The following is a 23,672-nucleotide window of genomic DNA, read 5'->3' on the forward strand; positions in this document are numbered from 1 at the left end:
TCGGTAGAATGAAGGTAAGCATAAAATTGACGATAAACTTTCCCATTCACTTTAGTTAAGAAGGAGCGATTCAATGAAAAAAAGAATTTCGTATCTGATTGGCATGTCGTTGTTAACTTTACTCGGCGGAGTCGCTGTGCAAAAAAGACAACAAAAAAAACAAGAAAAAACAATCGATGCTACGACCTACGTTCGCACGTGGTATTTTCAAGATCATCATCAGCAACCCCATCAACTCACTGTCCTTCCTGAATATACATTAGTTTTGGATCAGCAACCAATCCAAGCGACGATCATCGAATTAAATACCCAAAAATTTGTTGTTCGCGATCAATATGGTTACCACCTCATATTGACAAACCAATCACCAATGACATTTTACGATGAGGCTGAAGATGTTTCATATATTTTGAGTAAAAAAGAGCAATAATTTATTTCAATTTTCTTATCACAAAAATCACTTAGGAAACCAGTTCAAACAATTAAAATGATTTCAATAAATAATCCAGCTGACCAATTTGTGTCAGCTGTTTTTGTTTGGGTAGAAAGCACAAAAATTCCTCATTTTTTCATTTAGAAAAATAGTCATTTTCATTTTTTTTTGTTACACTTACTATTGATGGTTTTTACCATGAAAGGATGATCGAACATGACACCAAATCGAGAGGATTACTTAAAAATCATTTTAGAATTGGGTGGCGATACAACAAAAGTTAATAACAAACAAATCGTATCCAGCCTGGATGTCTCGCCGGCGTCTGTTAGTGAAATGATTTCAAAACTTGTGAAAGAGCAATTAGTTGAACATTCACCTTACCAAGGCGTACAATTAACCACTGCGGGACTTTATAAAGCTAGTAGCTTGATTCGTAAACATCGTTTATGGGAAGTTTTTTTAGTTGAACATTTAGATTATCGTTGGAATGAAGTACATGATGACGCTGAAGTCTTAGAACATGTTACCTCAGAACAACTTGCAGATCGTTTAGAAAACTATTTGAATCATCCTAAGCATTGCCCTCACGGCGGCATTATTCCACAAAAAGAACAAGTCGTTCATGAAGAACGACGCCAAACATTAGAGTCTTACCCACTTGGCACATATATTCGCATTGCGCGTGTATTAGATGAAAAGGAACTACTTGACTACCTTGTAACCATTGATTTAAATATTGATGAAGAATATGAAATCATTGATATCGCAGCTTATGAGGGGCCGATTACGATAAAGAACGAAACCAAACAAATTTCCGTCAGTTTCAAGGCGGCTAGTACCATTTTTGTTGATAAACTATAAAGGAGGACATCTGCATGTCAAATGAAAAAAATGTTTTATTTACGATTTTTGGCGGTACAGGCGATTTAGCACAACGTAAGCTGTACCCTTCATTATTCCGTCTCTATAAAAAGGGGAATTTGAATGAACACTTTGCAGTGATTGGTACCGCGCGTCGTCCTTGGTCAGATGAACACTACCGTGAAGTAGTCAAAGAAACCATCCAATCATTGAATCCAACGGCTGAAGAGGCAGAAGACTTTGCTGACCATTTCTACTATCAATCACATGACGTCAATGATTCTACGCATTACCAAACACTGAAAGAATTGGCAGACAAATTAGATGAGAAATATCAAATCAATGGGAATCGTGTGTACTACCTAGCAATGGCGCCACAATTTTTTGGAACGATCGTTACACATTTGAAATCAGAAAAAATTGTTACTGAAACTGGCTTCAATCGTTTGATTATTGAAAAACCATTTGGTGCAGATTATCAATCTGCTTTTGACTTGAATCAACAAATTCGTCAGGTTTTCCCAGAACAAGACATTTTCCGGATCGATCACTATCTCGGAAAAGAAATGATTCAAAATATTTCAGCCATTCGCTTTGCAAATAATATTTTTGAATCACAATGGAACAACCGCTACATTGATAATATTCAAATCACGTTCGGTGAAAGCCTCGGTGTCGAAGATCGTGGTGGGTATTACGATCACAGCGGTGCATTAAAAGACATGGTGCAAAACCACATTTTACAAGTTGTCGCTTTGTTAGCCATGGAACCACCTGTTGCCTTTTCTGAAAAAGAAATTCGGACAGAAAAAATCAAAGCTTTAAAAGCTGTTCGGATCTATAACGAAGACGAAGTCAAAGAAAATTTTGTTCGTGGACAATATGCAGCAGGAGAATTAGATGGACAAACTTTCAAGGCATATCGTGATGAAGATAAGGTGGATGAACATTCTGAAACAGAAACATTTGTTGCTGGTAAATTCACTATTGATAATTTCCGATGGTCGGGTGTTCCTTTTTATGTCCGAACTGGTAAACGTCTGACGGAAAAAGGAACCCGGATCAACGTGGTCTTCAAACAAGTCCCCGTCAATGTTTTTAAAACTTCTGTCGATGAGGCTTGTGAAGAAACAAACCTTCCACCAAATGTTTTGACCATCTACATTCAACCAACTGAGGGGTTTTCTCTTTCACTTAATGGGAAAGAAGTTGGCCAAGGTTTTGATACTGAACCAATCAAACTTGCCTTTCGAAATAGCGCGGAAATGGTTGAGAACAGTCCTGAAGCTTACGAAAAATTACTTTTAGATTCATTAAATGGTGATGGAACAAACTTTTCACACTGGGAAGAAGTTGCTCAATCTTGGCATATCGTTGATGTGATTCGCAAAACGTGGGATCAGATCCAACCAGATTTCCCTAATTATAAAGCTGGTTCAATGGGACCTGATGAAGCATTTGAACTTCTAGAAAAAGATGGATTTGAATGGATCTGGCAACCAGACCACTGGTACCGTGAGCGTGGAAAATTGAATTAACTAATCAAAAAAACACATTTCTTATCAACTGTTGAGGATAAGAAATGTGTTTTTTTGATTAGTTAGTTTACATAAAAAAGAACTACCCAACCAAATGGGTAGCTCTTTTTTTATTCGAATCCTTCTGCAACAGCTTCTGGATAATTTTCTTCAACGATTTTAGCACAACGTCCGCATAAATGTGGTAATTTTTCATCTACACCAACATCTTTACGAATTTGACGACAACGATCACAAACTTCACCATCTGCTTTTTCGACTAAAATCGCGACATCTTCAAAATCAACTGCTTCAACTGGAACAGCATCTTTTGCAGAGGCAACTTCAAAATAGTCCGGAGAAATAATCAATAATTGTGGAATATCGGCATCTACTGCTATCAATAATTCACGAACTTGTTCATTTGGATAAACAGTTACTTTTGCTTCTAAAGATTTACCGATCAACTTCGCATTTCGCGCTTCTTCCAAAGCTTTCAACACTTTATCACGGAAATCCATAAATGCTTCCCAAGTATCCATTAATTCCTCTTGATTTGAAAATTCTTCATAGCCAGGCAATTCACTCAATTGTACATAGTCTTCTTCTTCTTTTAAGAATGACCAGATTTCTTCTGTTGTATGAGGAATAATTGGTGTTAATAATTTTGTCAATGCTACAGCAGTTTGATAGAAAACAGTTTGCATACAACGACGTTGATAGTCATTTTCTGACTCAATATAAACAACATCTTTGGCAAAATCTAAATAGAAAGCAGATAGATCAACAGTTAAGAAATTCATTACTGTACGATAAATATGCATGAAGTTATATTTTTCATAACCTTCATCACGAATTTCTTTAATCACTTGATTCAAGCGAACAGTCATATATTTATCAACTGAACGTAATTCATCGTAAGAAACTGCATCTTGTTTTGGATCAAAATCTTCTGTATTAGCAATCAAGAAACGCATCGTATTTCTGATTTTGCGGTATACTTCAGCTACTTGACCCAAGATATCCATTGAAACGCGAACATCAGCTTCATAATCAACACTTGAAACCCATAAACGCAGAATATCTGCACCAAATTGTTTGATAACTTTATCAGGAACAATCGTATTTCCTAAAGATTTACTCATCTTGCGTCCTTCACCATCAAGTGTGAAACCTTGAGAAAGAACGGAGCGATATGGTGCTACACCATTGATTGCTACACTTGTTGTAATACTTGAATTGAACCAACCGCGATATTGGTCAGAACCTTCCAAATACATATCCGCTGGAAATGACAATTCTGGACGTTGACGTAAAACTGCTTCGTGCGAAGATCCAGAGTCGAACCAAACATCCATGATATCTGTTTCTTTGGTGAATTCGCCATTTGGTGAGCCAGGATGTGTAAAGCCTGCTGGTAAAAGATCTTTTGCCTCTTTTTCAAACCAAATGATTGAGCCATGCTCTGCAAATAATTTTGCCACATGCTCAATTGTTTCTGGTGTAATGATTGCTTCACCATTTTCCGCATAAAAAATTGGTAATGGTACACCCCAAGCACGTTGACGAGAAATAACCCAGTCACCACGATCACGAATCATATTGTACAAACGAGTCTTACCCCATGGAATAATCCAATTCACATTTTCAACTTCATCCAAAATATTTTGACGGAAGTCATCAATCGATGCAAACCATTGTGGTGTTGCACGATAGATAACTGGTTTTTTTGTACGCCAGTCATGTGGATAGCTATGTGTAAAGAATTCTAATTTTAAGAGCGCACCTTTTTCTTCAAGTAATTCTGTAATCATTGGATTTGCTTTGTCATAAAAAATACCTTCAAAACCTGGTGCTTCATCAGTAAACACACCTTTAGAATCCACCGGTGAAACAACTGGTAATTTATATTTATTCCCCGCAATGTAGTCATCTTCCCCGTGTCCAGGAGCCGTATGAACTAAACCAGTCCCTGCTTCTAATGTTACATGGTCACCTAAGATAACTACAGAGTCACGATCATAAAAAGGATGCTGTGCTGTCATAAATTCCATGTCTTTACCAGAAATTTCCTTCAGTACAGTAACGTTTTCCCAGCCAATTTCAGCTTGAACTTTTTCTAATAGATCTTTTGCTACAACAAATTTGCGTCCATCAGCTTCAACCAAAACATAAACAAAGTTTTCATTTACAGCGATTCCTTGGTTTGCTGGTAAAGTCCATGGAGTTGTTGTCCAAATAACAAATGAAGTATCATCGTCTAAGATTCCTTTGCCATCTTTCACTTTAAAAGCAACAAAGATTGATGGTGATTTTACATCTTTATATTCGATTTCAGCTTCAGCAAGAGAAGATTCACTTGAAGGAGACCAATAAATTGGTTTTAATCCTTTATAGATATACCCTTTTTCTGCCATTTTTCCAAACACACGGATTTGTGCTGCTTCGTATGATGGATCCAATGTTACATATGGATGTTCCCAGTCCCCAGCAACACCTAGACGTTTAAAATCCTCACGTTGTTTGTCGACTTGAGAAAGTGCGTACTCACGACATTTTTCTAAATACTCAGTGATTGGCATTTCTTTACGTTTGATACCTTTATTTGCTAAGACTTGTTCAATTGGCAATCCGTGTGTGTCCCAACCTGGAACGTACGGCGCATGGAACCCAGACATTGATTTTGAGCGAATGATAATGTCTTTACTAATTTTATTCAAAGAGTGACCTAGATGGATATTACCGTTCGCATAGGGAGGCCCATCATGTAGGATAAAACTTGGTTTGCCTTCATTTAATTCTTGTCTTTTCTGGTAGATGCCTACTTCTTCCCACTCTTTTTGCCATTCACCTTCACGGTTAGGCAAGTTCCCACGCATAGGAAATTTTGTTTTTCCTAATTGTAGTGTCTCTTTCATTTTCATAAGAGAACCTCACTCCTTTGATTTTTTTCTAAACGCAAAAAAGCATGTGCATCCCAAAGGGACGAACATGCCGTGGTACCACCCAAATTTAAGTTACAAAAAGCATAACTTCTTCGAGACCAATAACGAGGTCAGCCGTTACTTCTTACTTTTATTTCAGAAATAATTAATGTAGAGGATCTTTCACTTTGGAGGGTCTTGCCAAACTCACACTACCATTGGCTCGCTAAAAAGAATTCAAAGTGCTTTTCTGTTCTACTCGTTTTTGTCAGCAATAACAGAGAGATCAATTTCTCTCGTATCAAATGTTTGAACTGCTGGAGATTCTAATGTTTCTGGTTCTGAGTTTACAACAGGATTATTTTCATTGTCAAGTTGTTTTGCCAAAACTTCTTTGATTACTTCATGACTGTCATTTACATAACTTGAGAATGGTTGTAAAATTTCATCCCACTCAGGACTCTTAACTTGTTCTAATTGTGATTCTAACATCAAACTAATACGTTGATGGAAGACACGTGTGCGTTTTTTCAAATCTTCTGTTTCTGTTGCAAGTTGTTTTGCTTTTTCAGTTGCATCTGTTAAGATTTGACGTGCTTTTTCTTCTGCATCTGTTGTTAGTTGGTGTGCACGTTTTTCAGCGTTAGCAACTAATTCATCTGCTTTATTTTGAGCAGATGTCACAATTACTTCTGATTCTTTGCTTGCACTTGTTTTTACTTTATCAGCTGTGTCCTGTGCAACAATAATCGATTGATTCAATGCATCTTTTAATTCATTGAAGTACTCTAATTTTTCTTCAGAATGTTTAATTGCTTTTTCTAATTCGCGATTTTTAGTTGTTGCTTCCTCGTAGTCGCGAACAACTAAATCTAGAAAATCATCTACTTCATCTTGATTATACCCACGCATTTTCGTTGGGAATGTTTTATTTTGAATATCTAATGGAGTTAAAGCCATGAATAAACCACCTCTTTGTTTTATTTGCGTAATACACCAAATAATACCCTATATTTTTCTTTTTTTGTTTTTCCCTCAAGCTCTTGAATCTGGATTCGTCCATAACCACGAATCGAAACAATATCTAATAATTCAAGAATAAAATCTGGTCGTGTATTTTCCGTCCAGTTCACTTTCACTTTACCAGATTCAATCAATTGTTTCGACCTTTGTCTAGAAATATTATAGATTTCTGAAATGACGCTATCAAGCCGCATCGAAGTAACTGTTCCTCTTTCTTGTGTCCAACTATCTTTTGGCAATAACATTTCTGTATAAGCAATTGGTTCTAAACGAGCCGTTACTTTTCCAATTTTCGTTATTTGGGCAACAACAAAGTGTTCAATCTCTCTTGCAACAAAGATTTGCCATCGTTCACCATCAGAAATAATATCTCCAAAATAAGCACGCTTAATGCCGGTACCTACCAAAGTACCTAATATCTTTCCATGGCTTAAGCTAGCAAACTTACTTGGATAGTGTACCTCGTACAAGCTCACTTCAAAATCGTCTTCAGTAGGTTCGTAATACTCTGGATAAATCAAGCATCGCTTTCTCTCTGCTTGTTCATACCCACCATAAAACGTGAAACGTAACTCACTGTCTTGCCGAATCAAAGTTTCCAAAATATAGGCTTGTCTTGGATCTAAGAAATCAGTTAAGTACGGTGCGTATTGACTTTGTACTTGTTCAATCCAATCACCCACCGAATCAATAAAAGTTCGTTCTTCCGTTCGAAAATGTTGGTAGATATTTTCATCCATGATACTCACCTCCTAAAAACTATAAAAGTGAAACAATAATCATCGTTAGTCCTTGACTAGCTAGATTCAAAACGATAACTGCCACCATGATTGTAAGATCGATTGGTCCAAAACGTAAGTTTAATCGATCAAACAAGCTAAGATAAGGTTCACAGATTCTCGATAAAAATTTCCCAAAAGCCGATTGATACCCGCCAGGAAACCAAGATAACAACGCATAAATAACTAATAAAATAGTATATAGATAAACTGCATCATTAAGTAAATTAAGCAAACGATAAATTAAAATGGTCCTTCCTCCTCTTACAGATCAAAAATATTTGCATCTGCGAATGTTTGAGCAGTTGAACTATCAATTTCCATGCCAGTTGGTGTACAAAGAAAAATTTCATCGCCAACCCGTTTGATATCTCCATCCAATGCGTAAACTGTTCCAGTTAAGAAATCAACAATGCGACGCGCTTGTTTTTCTTCTACTAAATGAAAGTTCACTAATGTTGCTTCACCAGCAATGATTTTTTTTGCAATCATCATTGCTTCTGAATACGCACGTGGTTCCATCACTGTAATTTTATTTGCCAAATTGGTTTTAGGTTCATAAGATTGACGAGCAACTTTTTCTTCTTGTTTTACTGGTCGTGTTGGAGCTTGACGAAGCTCAATTACTTTCTTTTGCTCAACAGTTGGTTTTTCCTCACGTGTCGCGTACTGCGATTGATTGGTAACTGTTTGAGTCGCCTCACGTGTTGATTTGTTAACTGTTGGCTTTAGTGTTTTTTGTGTTTGTGACTGAGTCACCGTTTGTTTTTTTGTTTCAGGAAAATCTGGATACTCGTACTCTTCTTCATCGGCTAATCCGAAAAAATTAGCAATTGCTCCTCTATTTAAAAGTGGCATGACTCTTCCTCCCTTATTTGTCCTTGAATAGTGCTGTACCTACACGGATAAACGTTGCTCCTTCTTGTATCGCAATAGGAAAATCTTGACTCATTCCCATACTTAATTCTTCACACGGTGCATGAGTAAATCCTTGCTGATGAACAAGGTTACGTAAGTCTTCAAGTGTTCCAAATACTTTGTGGATTTGTTCAACAGAAGCATCTTTTGGGGCCATAGTCATCAAGCCAATGACCTTGATTTTTGAATAATTACCTAAAGAATCAACAAATGAAAGTAACTCATCGGGCGCAATTCCATGTTTGGACTCCTCACCTGATACATTTACCTCAATAAAACAAGCCAATTCTTTCTGAACCCTCTTTTGAATTTCTTCTGCTAATTTCAAACTATCCAGCGCATGAAAATAATCAATTTCATTTACAATCAATTTTACCTTCCTACGCTGTAAATTACCAATCAAATGCCATTTTATTTCAGGAAAATTAACTAAATCTTGCTTCTTCTGTAATAATTTGTCCACACGGTTTTCTGCACAATGCAAAACCCCCGCTTCAACAAGTTGTTTGGTTGTATCTGAATCAACTGATTTTGTTACAGCAACTAATTGAACTTCTTTCGGATTTCGATGAACAAGAGCACACGAATCCTGAATTTCTTGCTCAATTTCTTGCAAGTTGTCAGCAATCATGTGCTCTTTCCTCTCCTTTATCGCTTACGACGGAAGAACGGTGGCGTATTTAATTCGTCATCGTCATTCGCTTTTGTTTCTTCACGGCTGAATGTATCAAAATCTTTTTTTTCAACATGATCAAAATTTGATTCTTCAACTTTAGGACGAACATTTTGTTCACGTCTGATATCCCAGTCACCAAAGCTGTTTTCATCTTCAGTCGAAGTCGGTTTTGCTTGGTCCATATCTAAGATAGGTTTTTGAGTTTGTGATTGCATTTGTTGTCTAGCTGGACGGCTAGACTTACGCTCCTTTTTTGACTCATCAATACCTGTTGCAATAACCGTTACGCGGATTTCATCGCCCAATTCTTCATTAATTGATGTACCCAAGATAATGTTTACATCACCTGTAGCAGCATTAGCAACAATATCAGAAGCATCTTGCGCTTCAAATAAAGTCATGTCTAGACCACCAGTAATGTTCAACAATACTTGTTCTGCTCCATCGATGGATGTTTCAAGAAGTGGAGAAGAAATAGCTTTCTTCGTTGCTTCGACAACACGTTCTTCACCGCTAGCAACACCAATTCCCATTAGTGCAGTTCCTTGGTTTTCCATCACTGTTTTAACATCAGCAAAGTCTAAATTGACATAACCTGGTGCAGTGATTAAATCAGAGATACCTTGAACTCCTTGTCGTAAAACATTATCTGCTTCACGGAATGCTTCAAGCATCGGAGTCTTTTTATCAACAACTTCAAGTAAACGATTGTTTGAAATAATCAATAATGTATCAACATTTTCTTTCAAACGAGCGATACCTTCAGCAGCAAAACGTCCTCGTTTAGGTCCTTCAAAAGTAAATGGTCGTGTAACAACACCCACTGTCAAAGCGCCTAATTCTTTGGCAATTCCTGCTACGATTGGTGCAGCACCTGTACCAGTCCCGCCGCCCATTCCAGCAGTGATAAAAATCATATCTGCGCCATCTAAAGCTTCGCGCAATGATTGTTCACTTTCTTCAGCAGCTTTTTGGCCAACTTCTGGTTGAGAACCAGCACCAAGACCACGTGTATATTTAGGGCCTAACTGGATAACAGTTTCAGCCTTTGAATTTTTTAATGCTTGAACGTCTGTGTTGGCTGTGATGAACTCAACACCTTTTACGTTTTCTTCAATCATACGGTTTACAGCATTACCACCGCCGCCACCGACACCGATGACTTTGATAACTGCGCCGTCATTGATATTATTATCAATTGAGAATTCCATGTTTTATTCCTCCCAGGATGAATTAATCAAAAATATTTGTAAAGAAACCTTTGATTTTACTTGTTACGTTTTCACCAGATTTTTTTTCTTCTGGTTCTTCATAAGTTACTTCTTCAGCTGATTCATAAGAGTCATAAGAAGGTGCTTCATGTTCAGTAACTGATACATGCTGAACAGCTGTTTCGCCAGTAACTGCTGATTTAGCAAGTTGATATACCTCGCTTAAGTTTGCTGAGTAATCAACAATACTAATGACGTTTGTAAAGACTGGATTTCTTAGTCCCATATGATTAGGAACATACAGTTTTACGTTAACACCAAAAATTTCTTGTGCTAGTTCAACCACGCCTGGCAAGCTAGCCGCACCACCTGTTAATATGATACCACCAGGTAATTCCAACGCTTCAATTTGATCCAAAGCATCTTTTGCTTTATTAAATATCTGTTCCATACGAGCTGAAATTACTTCTGATAGATAACGTTCATCAACTTTCACAGGTTCTGATTGTCCAATTACATCCACAGGAAATTCTTCGTTTTCTGACGTTCTTTCTGGATATGCATCACCATAATTGATTTTTAATGCTTCTGCATTGTTGAAGGAAGTATTCAAAACGATAGAGATATCTTTAGTGGCAAATTCGCCACCTTCTTGATCTGTGTTTGTAAATTTCAATTGTTTGTCATGCATAACAGCCGTTGTAGTTTGGCCACCACCCATATCAATAACAATCGTTCCAAAATCTTTTTCCCCATCAGAAAGAATCGTTTCCGTTAAAGCTAACGGTGTGATGACTAGTTCGTTGACAATTAGACCTGCTTTTTCGACACATTTTCTGATATTATGAACAATTGTTTTTGGTCCAGTAAATAATAGACCAAACATTTCTAATCGCACACCGATCATTCCTCGAGGATCTCTAATCCCTTCAAAACCATCTACAGTAAAGTCTTGTGGCAAAATTGACACGATCTGACGTTCAGGAGGAATTGAACGAACAAGGGCAGCTGAAGCCACATTTCTGACATCTTCATCGGTGATTTCTTTTGAATCCCCATTTACTGCAATCATTCCTTGGCAATTTTCGACTTCAAGCATATTTGCAGGTAACCCTACGCTGACACCCTTGATTTGAATGCCTGCTTTTTCTTCTGCTTGTCGAACTGCACGTTGAATCGCTTGAACTGTTTTTTCAATATCAACGATGATGCCGCGGTTAATCCCTTCTGATTTTGCGTTTCCTACTCCAATAATATTCATTTGGCTGTCGATATATTCAGCCACGACAACTTTAACAGATGTCGTTCCAATATCAAGGCCTACATACATTCCTGTTTTTGCCATGAATGGGATTCCCTCCTACTTACTATTCCATATACAAGCGAACAACTAACGTTCGTTTTTAAATATACTATATTATAGATATTCACTGCTTTCAATTCTACCATAAATTTATAGTTTTTAGAAAGTAGATTATCACTTTTTAAGGTTGTTTTATTGATTTTCGATTGAACTGCTGGAAGATGGTGTTGACTCATCAGCTTGTTGGCTGGACTCACTTGACTCTCCGGACTCTATTTCTGTTGATGTATCAGTATTTTGAGTTCCTTTTTCATCAGTAGAGGTTTCTGCTTGCTCTTCTTCACTATTTGAGTATGGATAAGAAAAAATTCCAACCTCCATATCAATCACACCATTTTCTTTCATTTCTTTGGCAACTTGTGGATAATATTTCATTTGGCTAGCTAGATTCGTAATATTCACAAGTACTTGATTACCATCGTTCATATTCATCTGAAGTAAGTTTTCATTACTTTCTGTAGGTGCATACTTGATCTCTGAAATAGCTTTTTGTAGTTCGGCAGAAAGTTGATTATATTGCTTTACCAATGCCTTGATTTTTGCATCACTTTTAAATCCTTCAAGAATCGGTAAATTTTTTGTCGGATTATCCACTTTTTGATCTAAAACAATGCCATTCTCAAGTACTGGATAATATTTGTTTTCCGTAGCAATCAGTGCAATATCTTTATATTCTGTGATAGCTAATTCAAATTGATTAATCGAATGGAAACTGATTTTTGCTGTTTTCACTCGAGGCTGTTCGGTTTTCAATTCTTTGACGTATCGATCCTTGTCCCAATATTGTGTCCACAAATTGTCGCCAATCCTTAATTTTGATTCAGTAATGACCGTTTCACTAGGAATGAGCTCATTTCCGGTTACTGCGACTGCTTCTAGCTTACTATACGGAGAAATATAATAAATCAAAAATAACAATGGGATTCCTAAGATCGTAATAATCAATGATAATCTACGCGTCAAAACTTTGTTGCGCTGGTTTTTTAAATTAGGCAATCGATTTAAGAAGGAACCGTTATATGGTCCTGTCTGTTTATTTGATTCTTCTGGTTCTCTTAAAAATGCTGGAAGTTCATCCACCTCAACCTTGTCGGACGAAGCTTCTAACTGTTTTTCTTGATTCTCATCAGAATCATCTGAATGATTGCGAAGATCGTTTTCTTTTTTGTGATGTTCAGCTAAATATTTTTGGTTGGCCTTTTGCCACGGAGTTAATTCATCCTGGTTATCAGATGATTTCGGTAAATCATTTGGTTCTTTCTTTTTACTCACTAAGACCACCACCTTTTACTTTTTAATAACAGTTTGAACTAGTTCATATAAACGCTCAGATGCATCAGGCATTCCTTGTTCTTTTGAAGCTTTGGACATTTGTTGCTGCACAGTTTCATTTTTCATGATTGCAGTGATTGCTTTTTCTAAAGATTCTCCTGTTAACTCACTATCTGCAATCATTTTTGCGGCACCTGCGTTCACTAAACTTTGCGCATTCTTCGTTTGATGGTCATTGGTAACGTAAGGGCTTGGAATCAATATTGCTGGTAATCCTAGTGCTGTAAATTCAGCAATAGAAGTTGCCCCAGCTCTTCCTACAAGTAAATCACTATTTGCCATCACTTCAGCCATTTGTCGAATATATGGCTGGATACTAACATTGTTTTGCTTGGTAACATCGACTTGATTTTTTATTTGTTCATAGTAACGATCACCCGAAGCATATAGTACTTGATAACTATCATCATCAAAATTTTGTAGAAAATCCATTACTGCTTCATTTAACTTCAGAGCGCCTTGGCTTCCGCCAAAAATCAGAACCGTTTTTTTGTCTGTCGCTAATCCAAAATCGGCTAAAATAGACGATTTTGGTGTATCAGCAACTTCTTGTGCTCGGGGATTACCAATCAAACTTGATTTTTCTTCTGGAAAAAACTGTGCTGCATCTTGGAAAGAAAGAGCGATCTTATTGACATAACGACTAAGAAATTTGTTCGTAATTCCTGGAACGCTATTTTGTTCATGAATGATTGTTGGAATGTTCAACTTTGCCGCAGCATATACAACAGCACCTGAAACATATCCACCTGTTCCAATCACCACATCTGGTTGAAAATCTTTCAAGATTTTTTTTGCTTGGCGAATACTTTTCAAAAAGAGTTGGATTGTTTTAACATTATCAAATGACAATTTTCGTTTGAATCCTTGAATTTCTAAAGTATGAAAAGGAATACCAGTCTCTGGAACAATTTTATTTTCTAATCCTCGATTTGCCCCGACATACATAAACTCAGCATCTTGATCTTGAGACTTCACATAATTAACAAAGGCTAATGCTGGATAGATATGACCACCTGTTCCGCCGCCTGTAACCAAAATTTTCATTTTTATCGCTCGTTTCTTTTCTATTTTAATTTATTGACAGCTTCCATGAAGCGTACACCACGAATCTCGAAGTTAGGATATTGATCCCAACTTGCATTAGCTGGAGATAACAAAACAACGTCCCCTTCAGCGCTTAACTCTAATGCAAGTGGCACAGCTGTCTCAACATTTTCTGTTATTTCAATCACTTGAATACCAGCCTTTTGACCAGCTTTAACTAGTTTATTTTTCGTTTCACCAAACGCAATCAATGCTTTTAGATTTTTAAGAGAAGGAACTAGTTCATCAAAACTATTGCCTCGATCCAATCCACCAGCTAATAAAATCATTTTTTCTGGAACAAAACCACTTAGTGCCATTTCCGTTGCTAAGATATTTGTTGCTTTAGAATCATTATAAAATTTTCTTCCATGGATTTCTCCTACATATTGGGTACGATGAGGTACACCATGGAACAAATGTAGTGTTTGCTTAATTGCTTCTGTCGAGACATCATATAGTTTAGCAACCGTAATTGCCGCCAAAGCATTTTCAATGTTGTGCGCGCCAGGAACACCCAAATCTGAAGCATCCATAATTTTTTCTTGATTATAGTAAATGATACCATCTGCACAATATGCACCTTGTTCTAGCACTTCTGTTGTTGAAAAAGGAAGGACCTGTGCTTGAGTTGTTTGAGCCAACATTCGTAGTTCTTCTTGGTTCCAATTCAAAATTAGATAATCTTCCGTTGTCATATTTTTTTGAATTTCCCATTTTGCTTTTACATACTCTTCACGTGTTCCATGATAGTCGATATGAGCTTCATAAATATTTGTAATAACTGCTATATTAGGATGAAAATCTGTAATGCCCATTAATTGGAAACTTGACAATTCCATAACGATTTTATCGTCTGCTTGTGCTTCCTGGGCTACACTGCTTGCTGGATAGCCAATATTTCCAGCTAGGCGAGCCATTCCTTTACTTTCTCCTGCATTTAACAATAATCCTGTCATTGTTGTTGTTGTTGTTTTTCCATTCGTTCCAGTGATACCAATAATTGGACATTCCGCTACCTCGTAAGCTAACTCAACTTCCGTAATTACCGGAATACCCATTTCTTGTGCCTTCGCTACCAATGGATGGTTATATGGAATGCCAGGATTTTTTACCATTACAGAAAAATCTTCATCTAATAGTTCAATTGGGTGACTTCCTGTAACCACTTTAATTCCTAAAGCTAATAAATCTTGTGCATCTGGATTTTCATCGAAAGGTTTTCCGTCATTAACGGTGACAAGTGCGCCCAATTCATGTAACAATTTGGCCGCACTAAATCCGCTTTTTGCAAGTCCTAAGACTAGAACTTTTTTATTTTCATATGTTGTGATTTTTTTCATTTTCTGTCATCTCCTACCAAACAAGCCATAATGTAATGAGTGAAGTTGCTACACTAACTAACCAAAAAACAGTATCAATTTTCCATTCGGACCAACCACTCATTTCAAAGTGGTGATGAATTGGTGACATTTTGAAAATTCGTTTCCCGGTTAACTTAAATGAAGTTACTTGTAACATTACACTTGCTGTTTCCATAACATAAATCAAGCCAACTAATAACAACGTCCATTCTTGATTTAGCATCATTGAGATTGCTGCTAACAAACCACCTAAGGCTAAAGAACCCACATCCCCCATAAAAATTTTCGCAGGTTTGTGATTGTAAGCAAAGAAACCAATCAGACCGCCAACAACACTTAAGCAAATAATCAAAACATCTAGTTGATTTTGATGCCAAGCAATAAGAGCATATGTTGCAAAAGAAATTGTTCCTAATCCTGCAACTAAACCATCAATTCCATCTGTTAAATTGACTGCATTTGAAAAACCAACTAACCAGAAAATCGCGAATAAACCATAGAAAATCCCTAAACTGATTTCTAATCCAAAAAAGTTAAGTACACCTGGATACCCTTCTGAACGATAAACAAGATAAAAAGCTACCCCACCAATAATTTGACCAATCAATTTTTGTATGGAATTTAATCCCATATTTCTTTTTTTAAAAACTTTAATAAAATCATCTAAAAACCCAATCGCACCATATAACGCTAGAACGAATAACAATATAAAAAGTATTGGTGTTAGCTGATTTTGCCACGCTCCTACCCAAATACCAGTTAAAATTGCTGCAATCAGGAACACTAAGCCACCCATTGTTGGAGTCCCGGCCTTGATATTATGCCATTTAGGTCCTTCTTCACGAATCGCCTGTCCTTGTTTTTTCATTTGAAAGTAACCAATAAACAATGGCATTACTGCAACTGTCATTGCACAGCTACTCACAATGGGGATTAATGCTTGTGTCCATTCCATGCTTTTTTCTCTCCTATTTCTTTTCTTACTCTTTTAAAGTAAAGTGTAATTTTTTATCTGTAATTTTTTCATACGGTGCAAGACTTTGCTTGGTGCAATAGCCATCACCATCAAAAGTAACTTCGATGCCAAGAATTTTGCCTAATTTCATGATATCAGCTTTTGACCAACCAGTAACATCGGGCATTAGCTCATCGCCACCTGTTTGTAGAATCAATTTTTCTCCCAAAATGAGTTTATCACCGTTGAAAGTTGATTGTTTGATAACTTTCTTTCCATTACCAATCACTACTGGCTGTAAGCCACTTTTTTGTGCGTCGGCTGCAGCAACGTCTGAATCTAAATTGCGGTAATCAGCAACCACTACTTTTTCTGTCTGATCTGTCTTTTCTTTAGTCTCGCCTTCTGTTTCTTTGAAGTCCATTGCTCGTTTCATCAACGGGTTAGCAATTTTTGCCAAGGCCATTCGATCGTAAGTTTTTGGATGTTTCATTGTTAAATAAAGAACGTATTCAGGATCTTCTGAAGGAACCATTTCAACGATTGAATAAAGATAAGAAGTATCTCCTACTTGATAACCGCCAGAATCAGAGGCAATTTGTGCTGTACCAGTTTTTGCTGATACATTATATCCTGGTACGGAATAAACGCCATAGGCACTTCCATAATTTTCACTTTCAACAACATCACGCATATATTCACGTACTTTTTCTGTTGTTTCTTTTGAATAAGGTTGTCCTAATACTTCTGTTTGAGTTGTTCGCTCTTCTCCTGTTTGTGGATCAACGATTTTACTGATGAATCTAGGTTGAAGCATCGTTCCATTGTTAGCAATTGAAGAAAATGCCTTCATCATTTGGAAGTTAGTTACACCAATTGCTTGTCCATATGCACTCATTGCACGGTCAACAATATTTTCTGTTGGTAATGTACCTGCGTTTTCATCATCTAATCCAGAGTGAGTACTTTGACCAAAGCCAAGTTTTTGAAGATAGTTATACCAACGTCCACCTAGTCTTTGTTCTAAAATAACCATCCCAACGTTACTTGACCAAGAAAGAGCTTGACGCATCGTCAATACACCTTTTTCTCCAAAGTCATGGTCGTTGATGGTTGCATCTGCTACATCGATTTTTCCAGAAACAAATGTTTCGTTTTCGTTATATTCGCCTTCCTCAATAGCCGCAGCAGTGGTAAAGACTTTCATTGTCGAACCAGGCTCATAACGATCTTGAACTAAGAAATTACGCCAAACAGCATTTTCGTCTTTCAATCCCTCCATTGTTTCAGGGTTAAAGGTTGGACGTTGACCCATTGCTACGATTTCACCAGTTTTTGCTTCCATTAAAACAGCAGTCAGCTCTTCAGGTTGGTATTCTTGATTAACTTGATCCATCAATGTTTCTAAATAACTTTGTAATCTACTATCTAGAGTGGTGTAGATATCTTGCCCATCTTTAGAAGCAACCTCATCAGCAACAGTTCCTGGTAAAGGGTTTTGATATTTATCTTTTTGATAAACAATCTTCCCGTCTTTCCCAGTTAAAATGTCATTATAAGCTGATTCTAGCCCCAAACTACCGACTAACCCATCGCCTTCTTTATTAGGAATTGCAAATCCGATAAAATGGGAAGAAAAGATACCATTTGGATACATACGCGATTTGTGAGCATCAAAGTAAAGACCAGCTAACCCTGCCTCTTTCATTTGTGCCTCAATCGTCTGCTTTGTTTCCTGAGTGATATTCTGTCCGTAATTTCCAAATTCAACTTGATATAGCTCATTATCTGCTCCATTTTTCAAAATTTTAAGTGCCGCACTTTTCTTAATTGATAAATTATCACTTAAAATTGTTGCGATTTTATTAAAATCTTTTTCTTGAGCATAAAGTTTTTTATTTTCAGATGTATATGTTTTTGAAAGAATCGCTTTGATGGAATAAGAGGTCGCATCTTCAGCAATTGCAACACCATTTCGGTCATAAATTGTGCCCCGTTTCGCCTGCACAACTTCACTACCTCTGTAAAGTTGTTCTGTTTTTTCAGATAACGAAGTACCAGCCACATGACCACCTATTATAATGTACGAGAAACGGACGGCAAATAAAAAGAACAACCCAATACTCGTAGCAAATAAAATGATACCTACTTTTTTGCGATTGTTCATCGGATTTTGATTTTTCTTTTCCATAAACCGCCGAAATTTATTTTTAAGACTCATTTACTTCACTTTCCTTAAATTGTCATCATTAATGGACAATCCTTTTTCTTCTGCGATTTGTTTTACGCGTTCTGTACGCGAAAGTTCATTCTTTTCTTGTTCTAAAGTTGTTTTTTCTGTTTTCTTTTCAGTAATATCCGCTTGAATTGAAGTAATAGCTTGCTCTGCACCGCTAATATTAGTTCTTAACATAATTGTTAAGACAGACAAAGAAATTAACGCAACAATCAGGCCACTGATAACTAATTTTTCTAAATTAGAGATTCGTTTCAACCGTCTAGCTGGTGATTGAGGTAGAACAATCTCTTGATTAGAATCTGGCAGTTGTTCAGCTTGATCCACCATGTCAGGGAAATCATATGGATATTCATGTGCTCTCTTTAGTTCTGCCATTGTTCTACTCCTCTTTCACTCGTATTTTTTCCGCAATTCGCAGTTTTGCACTACGTGAACGATTATTTTCAGCTAATTCTTCTTCAGATGGAAGAATTGGCTTTCTGGTGATTACTTTTAGTTCTGGTTGAAACTCATCAGGAACAACCGGTAATCCCGGTGGTAGATCTTTCACTGTACTGTATTCCTTAAATAAGCTTTTAACAATTCGATCTTCTAATGAATGGAACGTAATCGCACTGATTCGACCATTTAATTTCAATAGTTTGATTGCTTGTTCCAAAGAAGTTTCCTCTGCTCCAAGTTCATCATTTACCGCAATTCGTACTGCTTGGAAAATTCTTTTTGCAGGATGGCCACCTTTTCTTCTAGCAGGAGCTGGAATCACACGTTTGATGATTTCAACTAATTCACCAGTTGTTTCGATTGGTTTTTCTTTTCGTACTCGCTCGATTTCACGAGCGATTTGTTTCGAAAATTTTTCTTCACCATAACGAAAGAAAATTTTTACCAGTTCTTGATAAGAATATTCATTGATAACATTAAAAGCAGAAATTGGTGCTGACTGATCCATCCGCATATCTAATGGTGCATCTTGGTGGTAGCTAAACCCACGTTCTGCCTCATCTAATTGAGGTGAAGAAACACCTAAGTCATACAAGATTCCATCGACTTCTGTCACTTCTCGTTCAGCCAACTGGAGTTCTAACTCTCTAAAATTGGCTTTGATAAAAGTAACCATTCCTTTTTCAACATATGGCGCTAACCGTTGTTTTGCATGATCAATTGCCTTTTGATCCTGATCAAAAGCATAAAGATGCCCATCGGTGTTCAATTGGCTTAGTAAATATTCACTATGTCCGGCACCGCCTAAAGTACAGTCTACATAAATTCCATTTGGTTTAACATTCAAACCATCTACGGTTTCCTTCAACATGACTGTATAGTGTTGAAATGTCTCAGTCATTGGTCAGCCTCTTCCTATTCTATAGTCCAAAATCAATCATATTTTCAGCAATCTCATCGAAGTTACTTTCAGCTTCATCAGAAAATGTTTGCCAACGTGTTTCGTCCCAAATTTCGATTCGATTTGAAACACCAATCACTACGCATTCCTTTTCTAAACTTGCATGACTTCTCAAAGTGCTGGGAATGTTGATACGACCTTGTTTATCAAGTTCGCATTCAGTGGCAGCCGAGTAAAAAAACCGCACAAAAGTACGTGCATCTTTTTTGGTCAACGGCATTTCGCTAAGCTTATCTTCTAAGTTTTCCCACTCGCTCAATGGATAGCCAAAAAGACAGCCATCTAAACCACGAGTTAGTACGAACTTTTCACCAAGCTCGTCACGAAGTTTTGAAGGCACGATCAGACGACCTTTTGTATCAATATTATGCCGATATTCGCCCATAAACATTGAAACTACCCCCATTCCTCCACTAACTAAAATTAGTCTACCACAATCCCCCACTTTCTACCACCTTTTCTGGAAAATCTGAGACGAACTTTTTTTACATTAACTATTTTTTAAAAAATCAAGCTGTGAAAAATCTTTTAAAAGACTCTTCACAGCTTTTTTGACGTTATAAATAACTCACAATGTTAAACACAATGAGCACTAAATACAAAATGATCGTTAATAAAAAAGTTAACCGCCACGTCATTTTCAGATAACGAGAATAAACAATTTCTTCATAATAGTATGCCTGAAAAACTGCAATACAAATTCCTAAAAGTAATACAGAAATAATAAAAAAGGGTAAAACCGAAATGGTTCCCATATTTCTTGAAAGTTCATGCATTCCTCCCCATAGGAATGGGATAGCCAAATCAGGAGCTTTTAAATTAAAGCGGCGATTTAATGCAAAGATTCGCACTAAAAATTGGCAACCAAATAAAACGATTGCCGGAAAGATATACCAAAATAAGACTATTGGCGTAAAAGTACCCATGTGATGAAAACTCCTTCTTTCTAATTGCTCTAAGTATACTGCAAATACTTTACACAACTATTTCATTTTATTTAATTTATTGTGATTATCATTTTTAGATGACCACTTTTGTTTCTTGTTTATTACAGTCAGATTGTTTTTAGACAACTAGCTAATCATTTGACAGCGGTCATTAAACAACATCTAAAAAAGAGCTTATCATAATTTTTCAGTCTGAACCACCGTTTTAAAAAAGACATTCTTAAATATTTTATTTTTAATATGAAGAAATTTACTTCGTAACTTGAACAAAAACATAAAAGGTTGTACACTATTGCTAATGAATCTAACTTAAGGATGAACGCGATGAATAATAAAAAGCAAACAAGTACTTTTTCTAAAGTAACAAAAGTAGTCATTTGGACAATGTTAATTTTAACTGTTGGTTCAGTCGTACTAACCGCTGTCATGAGCGTACTATAAAAAAGCGTTGGCTATCTCTTATTTCTAAGAGATAGCCAACGCTTTTTTAATTGTGATTTTTTTTTGCCATTTTCAATAACTCTTTCGCATGCTCAATCGTTAATGGCGTAATTTCACTTCCAGCTAACATCCGAGCAATTTCTTCAATCCTTTGTGGTTCAGCAAGCTCTGAAACTGAAGTTTGTGTTCGACCCGCAATAACATCTTTCACAATGTAGTATTGGTAATCCGCAACTGCGGCAACTTGTGGAAGATGTGTGATACACAAAACTTGAGAGTACTTTGATATTTGGGCAATTTTATCTGCAATTGCTTGCGCAACTCGACCACTGACGCCAGTATCCACTTCGTCAAAAATAATACTTGTCACACCTTGTTCCGAAGAAAAAATCGTTTTTAACGCTAATAGCATTCGCGATAATTCTCCTCCAGAAGCAACTTTTACTAAAGGTTTTAATGGTTCACCAGGATTTGTCGTTATGTAAAATTCAACTTGATCAAATCCATTTTGGTCAAAAATTGTTTCTTCTTGTGTAAAACGAACTTCAAATTCTGTGTTTTCCATGTACAACCCTTTTAGTTCTTGTAAAATTGACGCCTCAAGTTCTTTAGCAATTTTTTGTCGTTGCTCACGCAGAATCATCGCTTGCTGATGAAGTTCTGTTGTCTTTTCTTCGAGTTCTTTTTTCATTTTCTCTAACTGACCCTCAGAAAAATCAGAGTCACCTAACTCTTTGGTAATTTCCTCATAGTAAGACAAGATAGCTTCAATCGACTCGCCATATTTTCGTTTCAATTGACGGATTACTTCTAATCGTTGATTTACCTCTTCCAAACGATTGTCATCAAGTTCCAAATGATCAATTTGGCGACTCATATCTCCTACTGCATCTTGTAACAGATAGTAAGCATTTTGAATATTATCAAAAATCGCTTCATACTCTGGATCTAAATGCGCAATCCCCTGCATTTCTGAAACCGCTCGTCCAATACCGTCAACGCTACTTTGCTCACCATTATCTAGCGCACTATATCCAGCGTTCAAGCTATCTACGATTTTCTGATAATTACTTAATTTGTCACGCTCTTCAACCAATCGCTCTTCTTCACCTAATTGAAGTTTAGCTGCTGCAATCTCTTCTTGCTGAAAGTGAAGCATGTCCATCCGTTGAACAAAAGACTTCTCATTTTGTTGAACTTTACGAACTTTTGCTTCTAACGTTCGATAATTTCGATATAATTTTTGATATAATTTTTTCTTTTGTTGGAAAGCTGCATCACCAAACTGATCCAGTAAGATTAGATGTGATTCAGGTTGCAACAATTCCTGATGTTCATTTTGTCCTTGAATATCAACTAAAAAAGCACCAATTCGTCGCAAATTCGCCAAAGTCACAATGTGTCCATTGACACGACAAATATTTTTTCCTGTCAATGCCATATCTCGTCGAACAATTAAGTTATCCTCATCTGATTCAATTCCTAACTCTTCCATTAGATCAGAAAAACCTGGCTGTTTAGGTAACTCGAACAGTCCTTCAAGAATACACTTGTCTGCGCCCTGACGAATATAATCACTTGAACCACGACCACCTGCTAGTAATCCTAAAGCATCAATAATGATTGATTTTCCAGCTCCCGTTTCACCAGTCAGTGCCGTCATCCCTTCGTGAAAAGACAATTGCAACTCCGGAATAATTGCAAAGTTGGTAATACTAATTTCTTGTAACACAGCAATCACCCCTTAATTACAAGTAATGTAAGAAATCTTTTTTTAATGAGACTGCATCTTCTTCTGTACGTGTAATCATCAAAACATTGTCATCATCATTGATAATCGAAAACAGTTCCTTCTTGTAACATTTATCAATTAGATTCGCTGCTGCAGAAGCATTTCCAGGTAAAGTTTTCAAAATAACAAATTTTTCCATTTGATCCACTGCGACAAAAGCATCTTTTAAAATTTTTTCTAATTTTGTTTGAACATCTTCGCTTGTTTCTGCTGGCAAACTATACCGGTAGCCACCATCAGAAGCGGGAACTTTAATCAACTTTAGTTCTTTAATATCCCGAGAAATTGTGGCTTGAGTTACAGAAATTCCTTTGTTTTTCAAAATTTCGACAAACTCTTCTTGTTTCCGGATATCACGCTCGCTCAATAATCGAGTAATCAAACGGTGTCGATCTTTTTTTCTCAT

General features: G+C 36.7%; 22 protein-coding genes and 2 pseudogenes. 4 read left to right on the top strand and 20 right to left on the bottom strand.

All coding sequences use genetic code 11. The annotated features are described in order from the left end of the window. Positions 1-73: 73 nt before the first annotated feature. The 3 genes from AC4BC3_RS08540 to zwf all read left to right on the top strand — a co-directional run bounded on the left by AC4BC3_RS08540 (position 74) and on the right by zwf (position 2,835). Positions 74-430 (top strand): DUF4828 domain-containing protein, encoded by a 357-nt coding sequence (locus AC4BC3_RS08540; protein WP_490466277.1) that lies wholly within the window; start codon positions 74-76, stop codon positions 428-430. 219 nt (positions 431-649) lie between these two features. Then, the gene (gene efaR / locus AC4BC3_RS08545; RefSeq protein ID WP_206910406.1) at positions 650-1,297 is read left to right on the top strand and encodes a transcriptional regulator EfaR; all 648 of its coding nucleotides are present in this window, start codon (positions 650-652) and stop codon (positions 1,295-1,297) included. Positions 1,298-1,311: 14 nt separating this feature from the next. Further along, positions 1,312-2,835 carry a glucose-6-phosphate dehydrogenase gene (gene zwf / locus AC4BC3_RS08550; protein WP_490466278.1) on the top strand — a complete coding sequence of 508 codons (1,524 nt, stop codon included), beginning with the start codon at positions 1,312-1,314 and terminating at the stop codon, positions 2,833-2,835. A gap of 110 nt (positions 2,836-2,945) precedes the next feature. Here zwf and ileS read toward each other — a convergent pair whose 3' ends face one another. The 18 genes and pseudogenes from ileS to AC4BC3_RS08640 all read right to left on the bottom strand — a co-directional run bounded on the left by ileS (position 2,946) and on the right by AC4BC3_RS08640 (position 21,012). Next, complete coding sequence (ileS, locus tag AC4BC3_RS08555) at positions 2,946-5,738, bottom strand: isoleucine--tRNA ligase (protein ID WP_490466279.1); 2,793 nt, start codon at positions 5,736-5,738, stop codon at positions 2,946-2,948. Positions 5,739-5,993: 255 nt separating this feature from the next. Continuing rightward, positions 5,994-6,698: a DivIVA domain-containing protein gene (locus AC4BC3_RS08560; RefSeq protein WP_206910412.1), complete on the bottom strand. Its 705-nt coding sequence runs from the start codon at positions 6,696-6,698 to the stop codon at positions 5,994-5,996. Between the two features lie 20 nt (positions 6,699-6,718). Beyond that, positions 6,719-7,501 (bottom strand): YlmH family RNA-binding protein, encoded by a 783-nt coding sequence (locus tag AC4BC3_RS08565; RefSeq protein WP_067480574.1) that lies wholly within the window; start codon positions 7,499-7,501, stop codon positions 6,719-6,721. 19 nt (positions 7,502-7,520) lie between these two features. Continuing rightward, positions 7,521-7,784 carry a YggT family protein gene (locus tag AC4BC3_RS08570; protein WP_430733290.1) on the bottom strand — a complete coding sequence of 88 codons (264 nt, stop codon included), beginning with the start codon at positions 7,782-7,784 and terminating at the stop codon, positions 7,521-7,523. 20 nt (positions 7,785-7,804) lie between these two features. Next, a pseudogene (locus AC4BC3_RS08575) lies at positions 7,805-8,179 on the bottom strand (cell division protein SepF); the annotation flags it as partial. A 122-nt stretch (positions 8,180-8,301) separates the two neighbouring features. Beyond that, positions 8,302-8,398 (bottom strand): annotated as a pseudogene (locus AC4BC3_RS08580) (cell division protein SepF); the annotation flags it as partial. 13 nt (positions 8,399-8,411) lie between these two features. Further along, positions 8,412-9,089 carry a YggS family pyridoxal phosphate-dependent enzyme gene (locus tag AC4BC3_RS08585; RefSeq protein ID WP_490466280.1) on the bottom strand — a complete coding sequence of 226 codons (678 nt, stop codon included), beginning with the start codon at positions 9,087-9,089 and terminating at the stop codon, positions 8,412-8,414. A 17-nt stretch (positions 9,090-9,106) separates the two neighbouring features. Next, the gene (gene ftsZ / locus AC4BC3_RS08590; RefSeq protein WP_206910418.1) at positions 9,107-10,345 is read right to left on the bottom strand and encodes a cell division protein FtsZ; all 1,239 of its coding nucleotides are present in this window, start codon (positions 10,343-10,345) and stop codon (positions 9,107-9,109) included. Positions 10,346-10,367: 22 nt separating this feature from the next. Continuing rightward, positions 10,368-11,690: a cell division protein FtsA gene (ftsA, locus tag AC4BC3_RS08595; protein WP_206910420.1), complete on the bottom strand. Its 1,323-nt coding sequence runs from the start codon at positions 11,688-11,690 to the stop codon at positions 10,368-10,370. 150 nt (positions 11,691-11,840) lie between these two features. Next, on the bottom strand, positions 11,841-12,980 hold the full coding sequence (locus AC4BC3_RS08600) for a cell division protein FtsQ/DivIB (protein ID WP_490466281.1): 1,140 nt from the start codon (positions 12,978-12,980) through the stop codon (positions 11,841-11,843). 15 nt (positions 12,981-12,995) lie between these two features. Continuing rightward, positions 12,996-14,087 carry an undecaprenyldiphospho-muramoylpentapeptide beta-N-acetylglucosaminyltransferase gene (murG, locus tag AC4BC3_RS08605; RefSeq protein WP_490466282.1) on the bottom strand — a complete coding sequence of 364 codons (1,092 nt, stop codon included), beginning with the start codon at positions 14,085-14,087 and terminating at the stop codon, positions 12,996-12,998. A gap of 20 nt (positions 14,088-14,107) precedes the next feature. Further along, positions 14,108-15,469: a UDP-N-acetylmuramoyl-L-alanine--D-glutamate ligase gene (gene murD / locus AC4BC3_RS08610; RefSeq protein ID WP_490466283.1), complete on the bottom strand. Its 1,362-nt coding sequence runs from the start codon at positions 15,467-15,469 to the stop codon at positions 14,108-14,110. A 13-nt stretch (positions 15,470-15,482) separates the two neighbouring features. Next, entirely contained in the window at positions 15,483-16,445 is a 963-nt protein-coding gene (mraY, locus tag AC4BC3_RS08615; RefSeq protein WP_206910429.1) for a phospho-N-acetylmuramoyl-pentapeptide-transferase, read from the bottom strand. A 25-nt stretch (positions 16,446-16,470) separates the two neighbouring features. Next, a complete protein-coding gene (locus tag AC4BC3_RS08620; RefSeq protein ID WP_490466284.1) occupies positions 16,471-18,666 on the bottom strand; it encodes a penicillin-binding transpeptidase domain-containing protein in 2,196 nt (731 codons plus the stop codon). Beyond that, positions 18,667-19,059, bottom strand: coding sequence for a cell division protein FtsL (gene ftsL / locus AC4BC3_RS08625; protein ID WP_206910433.1), 393 nt, complete (start codon positions 19,057-19,059; stop codon positions 18,667-18,669). A gap of 4 nt (positions 19,060-19,063) precedes the next feature. Then, positions 19,064-20,026: a 16S rRNA (cytosine(1402)-N(4))-methyltransferase RsmH gene (rsmH, locus tag AC4BC3_RS08630; RefSeq protein WP_206900047.1), complete on the bottom strand. Its 963-nt coding sequence runs from the start codon at positions 20,024-20,026 to the stop codon at positions 19,064-19,066. A 19-nt stretch (positions 20,027-20,045) separates the two neighbouring features. After that, a complete protein-coding gene (mraZ, locus tag AC4BC3_RS08635) occupies positions 20,046-20,477 on the bottom strand; it encodes a division/cell wall cluster transcriptional repressor MraZ (RefSeq protein WP_206910434.1) in 432 nt (143 codons plus the stop codon). A 166-nt stretch (positions 20,478-20,643) separates the two neighbouring features. Further along, positions 20,644-21,012 (bottom strand): DUF3397 domain-containing protein, encoded by a 369-nt coding sequence (locus AC4BC3_RS08640; protein ID WP_206900049.1) that lies wholly within the window; start codon positions 21,010-21,012, stop codon positions 20,644-20,646. A 345-nt stretch (positions 21,013-21,357) separates the two neighbouring features. On the opposite strand from AC4BC3_RS08640, the gene AC4BC3_RS08645 reads away from it, so the two are divergent. Continuing rightward, positions 21,358-21,474, top strand: coding sequence for a DUF4044 domain-containing protein (locus AC4BC3_RS08645; RefSeq protein WP_067480532.1), 117 nt, complete (start codon positions 21,358-21,360; stop codon positions 21,472-21,474). Positions 21,475-21,520: 46 nt separating this feature from the next. Here AC4BC3_RS08645 and recN read toward each other — a convergent pair whose 3' ends face one another. Continuing rightward, entirely contained in the window at positions 21,521-23,206 is a 1,686-nt protein-coding gene (gene recN, locus AC4BC3_RS08650) for a DNA repair protein RecN (RefSeq protein WP_206911042.1), read from the bottom strand. Between the two features lie 16 nt (positions 23,207-23,222). Next, positions 23,223-23,672, bottom strand: a complete 450-nt coding sequence (gene argR, locus AC4BC3_RS08655; RefSeq protein ID WP_067480526.1) for an arginine repressor — start codon at positions 23,670-23,672, stop codon at positions 23,223-23,225.

It is taken from the genome of Enterococcus sp. AAFC-DPL-6103 (genome assembly GCF_058216595.1).

Excerpts from the sequence above, each read along its gene's own strand:
- AC4BC3_RS08640 (WP_206900049.1), bottom strand. The coding sequence starts at position 21,012 with ATGGGTACTTTTACGCCAATAGTCTTATTTTGGTATATCTTTCCGGCA.
- ftsZ (WP_206910418.1), bottom strand. The coding sequence starts at position 10,345 with ATGGAATTCTCAATTGATAATAATATCAATGACGGCGCAGTTATCAAA.
- ftsA (WP_206910420.1), bottom strand. The coding sequence starts at position 11,690 with ATGGCAAAAACAGGAATGTATGTAGGCCTTGATATTGGAACGACATCT.
- murD (WP_490466283.1), bottom strand. The coding sequence starts at position 15,469 with ATGAAAAAAATCACAACATATGAAAATAAAAAAGTTCTAGTCTTAGGA.
- AC4BC3_RS08560 (WP_206910412.1), bottom strand. The coding sequence starts at position 6,698 with ATGGCTTTAACTCCATTAGATATTCAAAATAAAACATTCCCAACGAAA.
- ileS (WP_490466279.1), bottom strand. The coding sequence starts at position 5,738 with ATGAAAATGAAAGAGACACTACAATTAGGAAAAACAAAATTTCCTATG.
- mraZ (WP_206910434.1), bottom strand. The coding sequence starts at position 20,477 with ATGTTTATGGGCGAATATCGGCATAATATTGATACAAAAGGTCGTCTG.
- efaR (WP_206910406.1), top strand. The coding sequence starts at position 650 with ATGACACCAAATCGAGAGGATTACTTAAAAATCATTTTAGAATTGGGT.
- rsmH (WP_206900047.1), bottom strand. The coding sequence starts at position 20,026 with ATGACTGAGACATTTCAACACTATACAGTCATGTTGAAGGAAACCGTA.
- AC4BC3_RS08540 (WP_490466277.1), top strand. The coding sequence starts at position 74 with ATGAAAAAAAGAATTTCGTATCTGATTGGCATGTCGTTGTTAACTTTA.
- argR (WP_067480526.1), bottom strand. The coding sequence starts at position 23,672 with ATGAGAAAAAAAGATCGACACCGTTTGATTACTCGATTATTGAGCGAG.
- mraY (WP_206910429.1), bottom strand. The coding sequence starts at position 16,445 with ATGGAATGGACACAAGCATTAATCCCCATTGTGAGTAGCTGTGCAATG.
- AC4BC3_RS08620 (WP_490466284.1), bottom strand. The coding sequence starts at position 18,666 with ATGAGTCTTAAAAATAAATTTCGGCGGTTTATGGAAAAGAAAAATCAA.
- zwf (WP_490466278.1), top strand. The coding sequence starts at position 1,312 with ATGTCAAATGAAAAAAATGTTTTATTTACGATTTTTGGCGGTACAGGC.
- AC4BC3_RS08565 (WP_067480574.1), bottom strand. The coding sequence starts at position 7,501 with ATGGATGAAAATATCTACCAACATTTTCGAACGGAAGAACGAACTTTT.
- AC4BC3_RS08645 (WP_067480532.1), top strand. The coding sequence starts at position 21,358 with ATGAATAATAAAAAGCAAACAAGTACTTTTTCTAAAGTAACAAAAGTA.
- murG (WP_490466282.1), bottom strand. The coding sequence starts at position 14,087 with ATGAAAATTTTGGTTACAGGCGGCGGAACAGGTGGTCATATCTATCCA.
- ftsL (WP_206910433.1), bottom strand. The coding sequence starts at position 19,059 with ATGGCAGAACTAAAGAGAGCACATGAATATCCATATGATTTCCCTGAC.
- AC4BC3_RS08585 (WP_490466280.1), bottom strand. The coding sequence starts at position 9,089 with ATGATTGCTGACAACTTGCAAGAAATTGAGCAAGAAATTCAGGATTCG.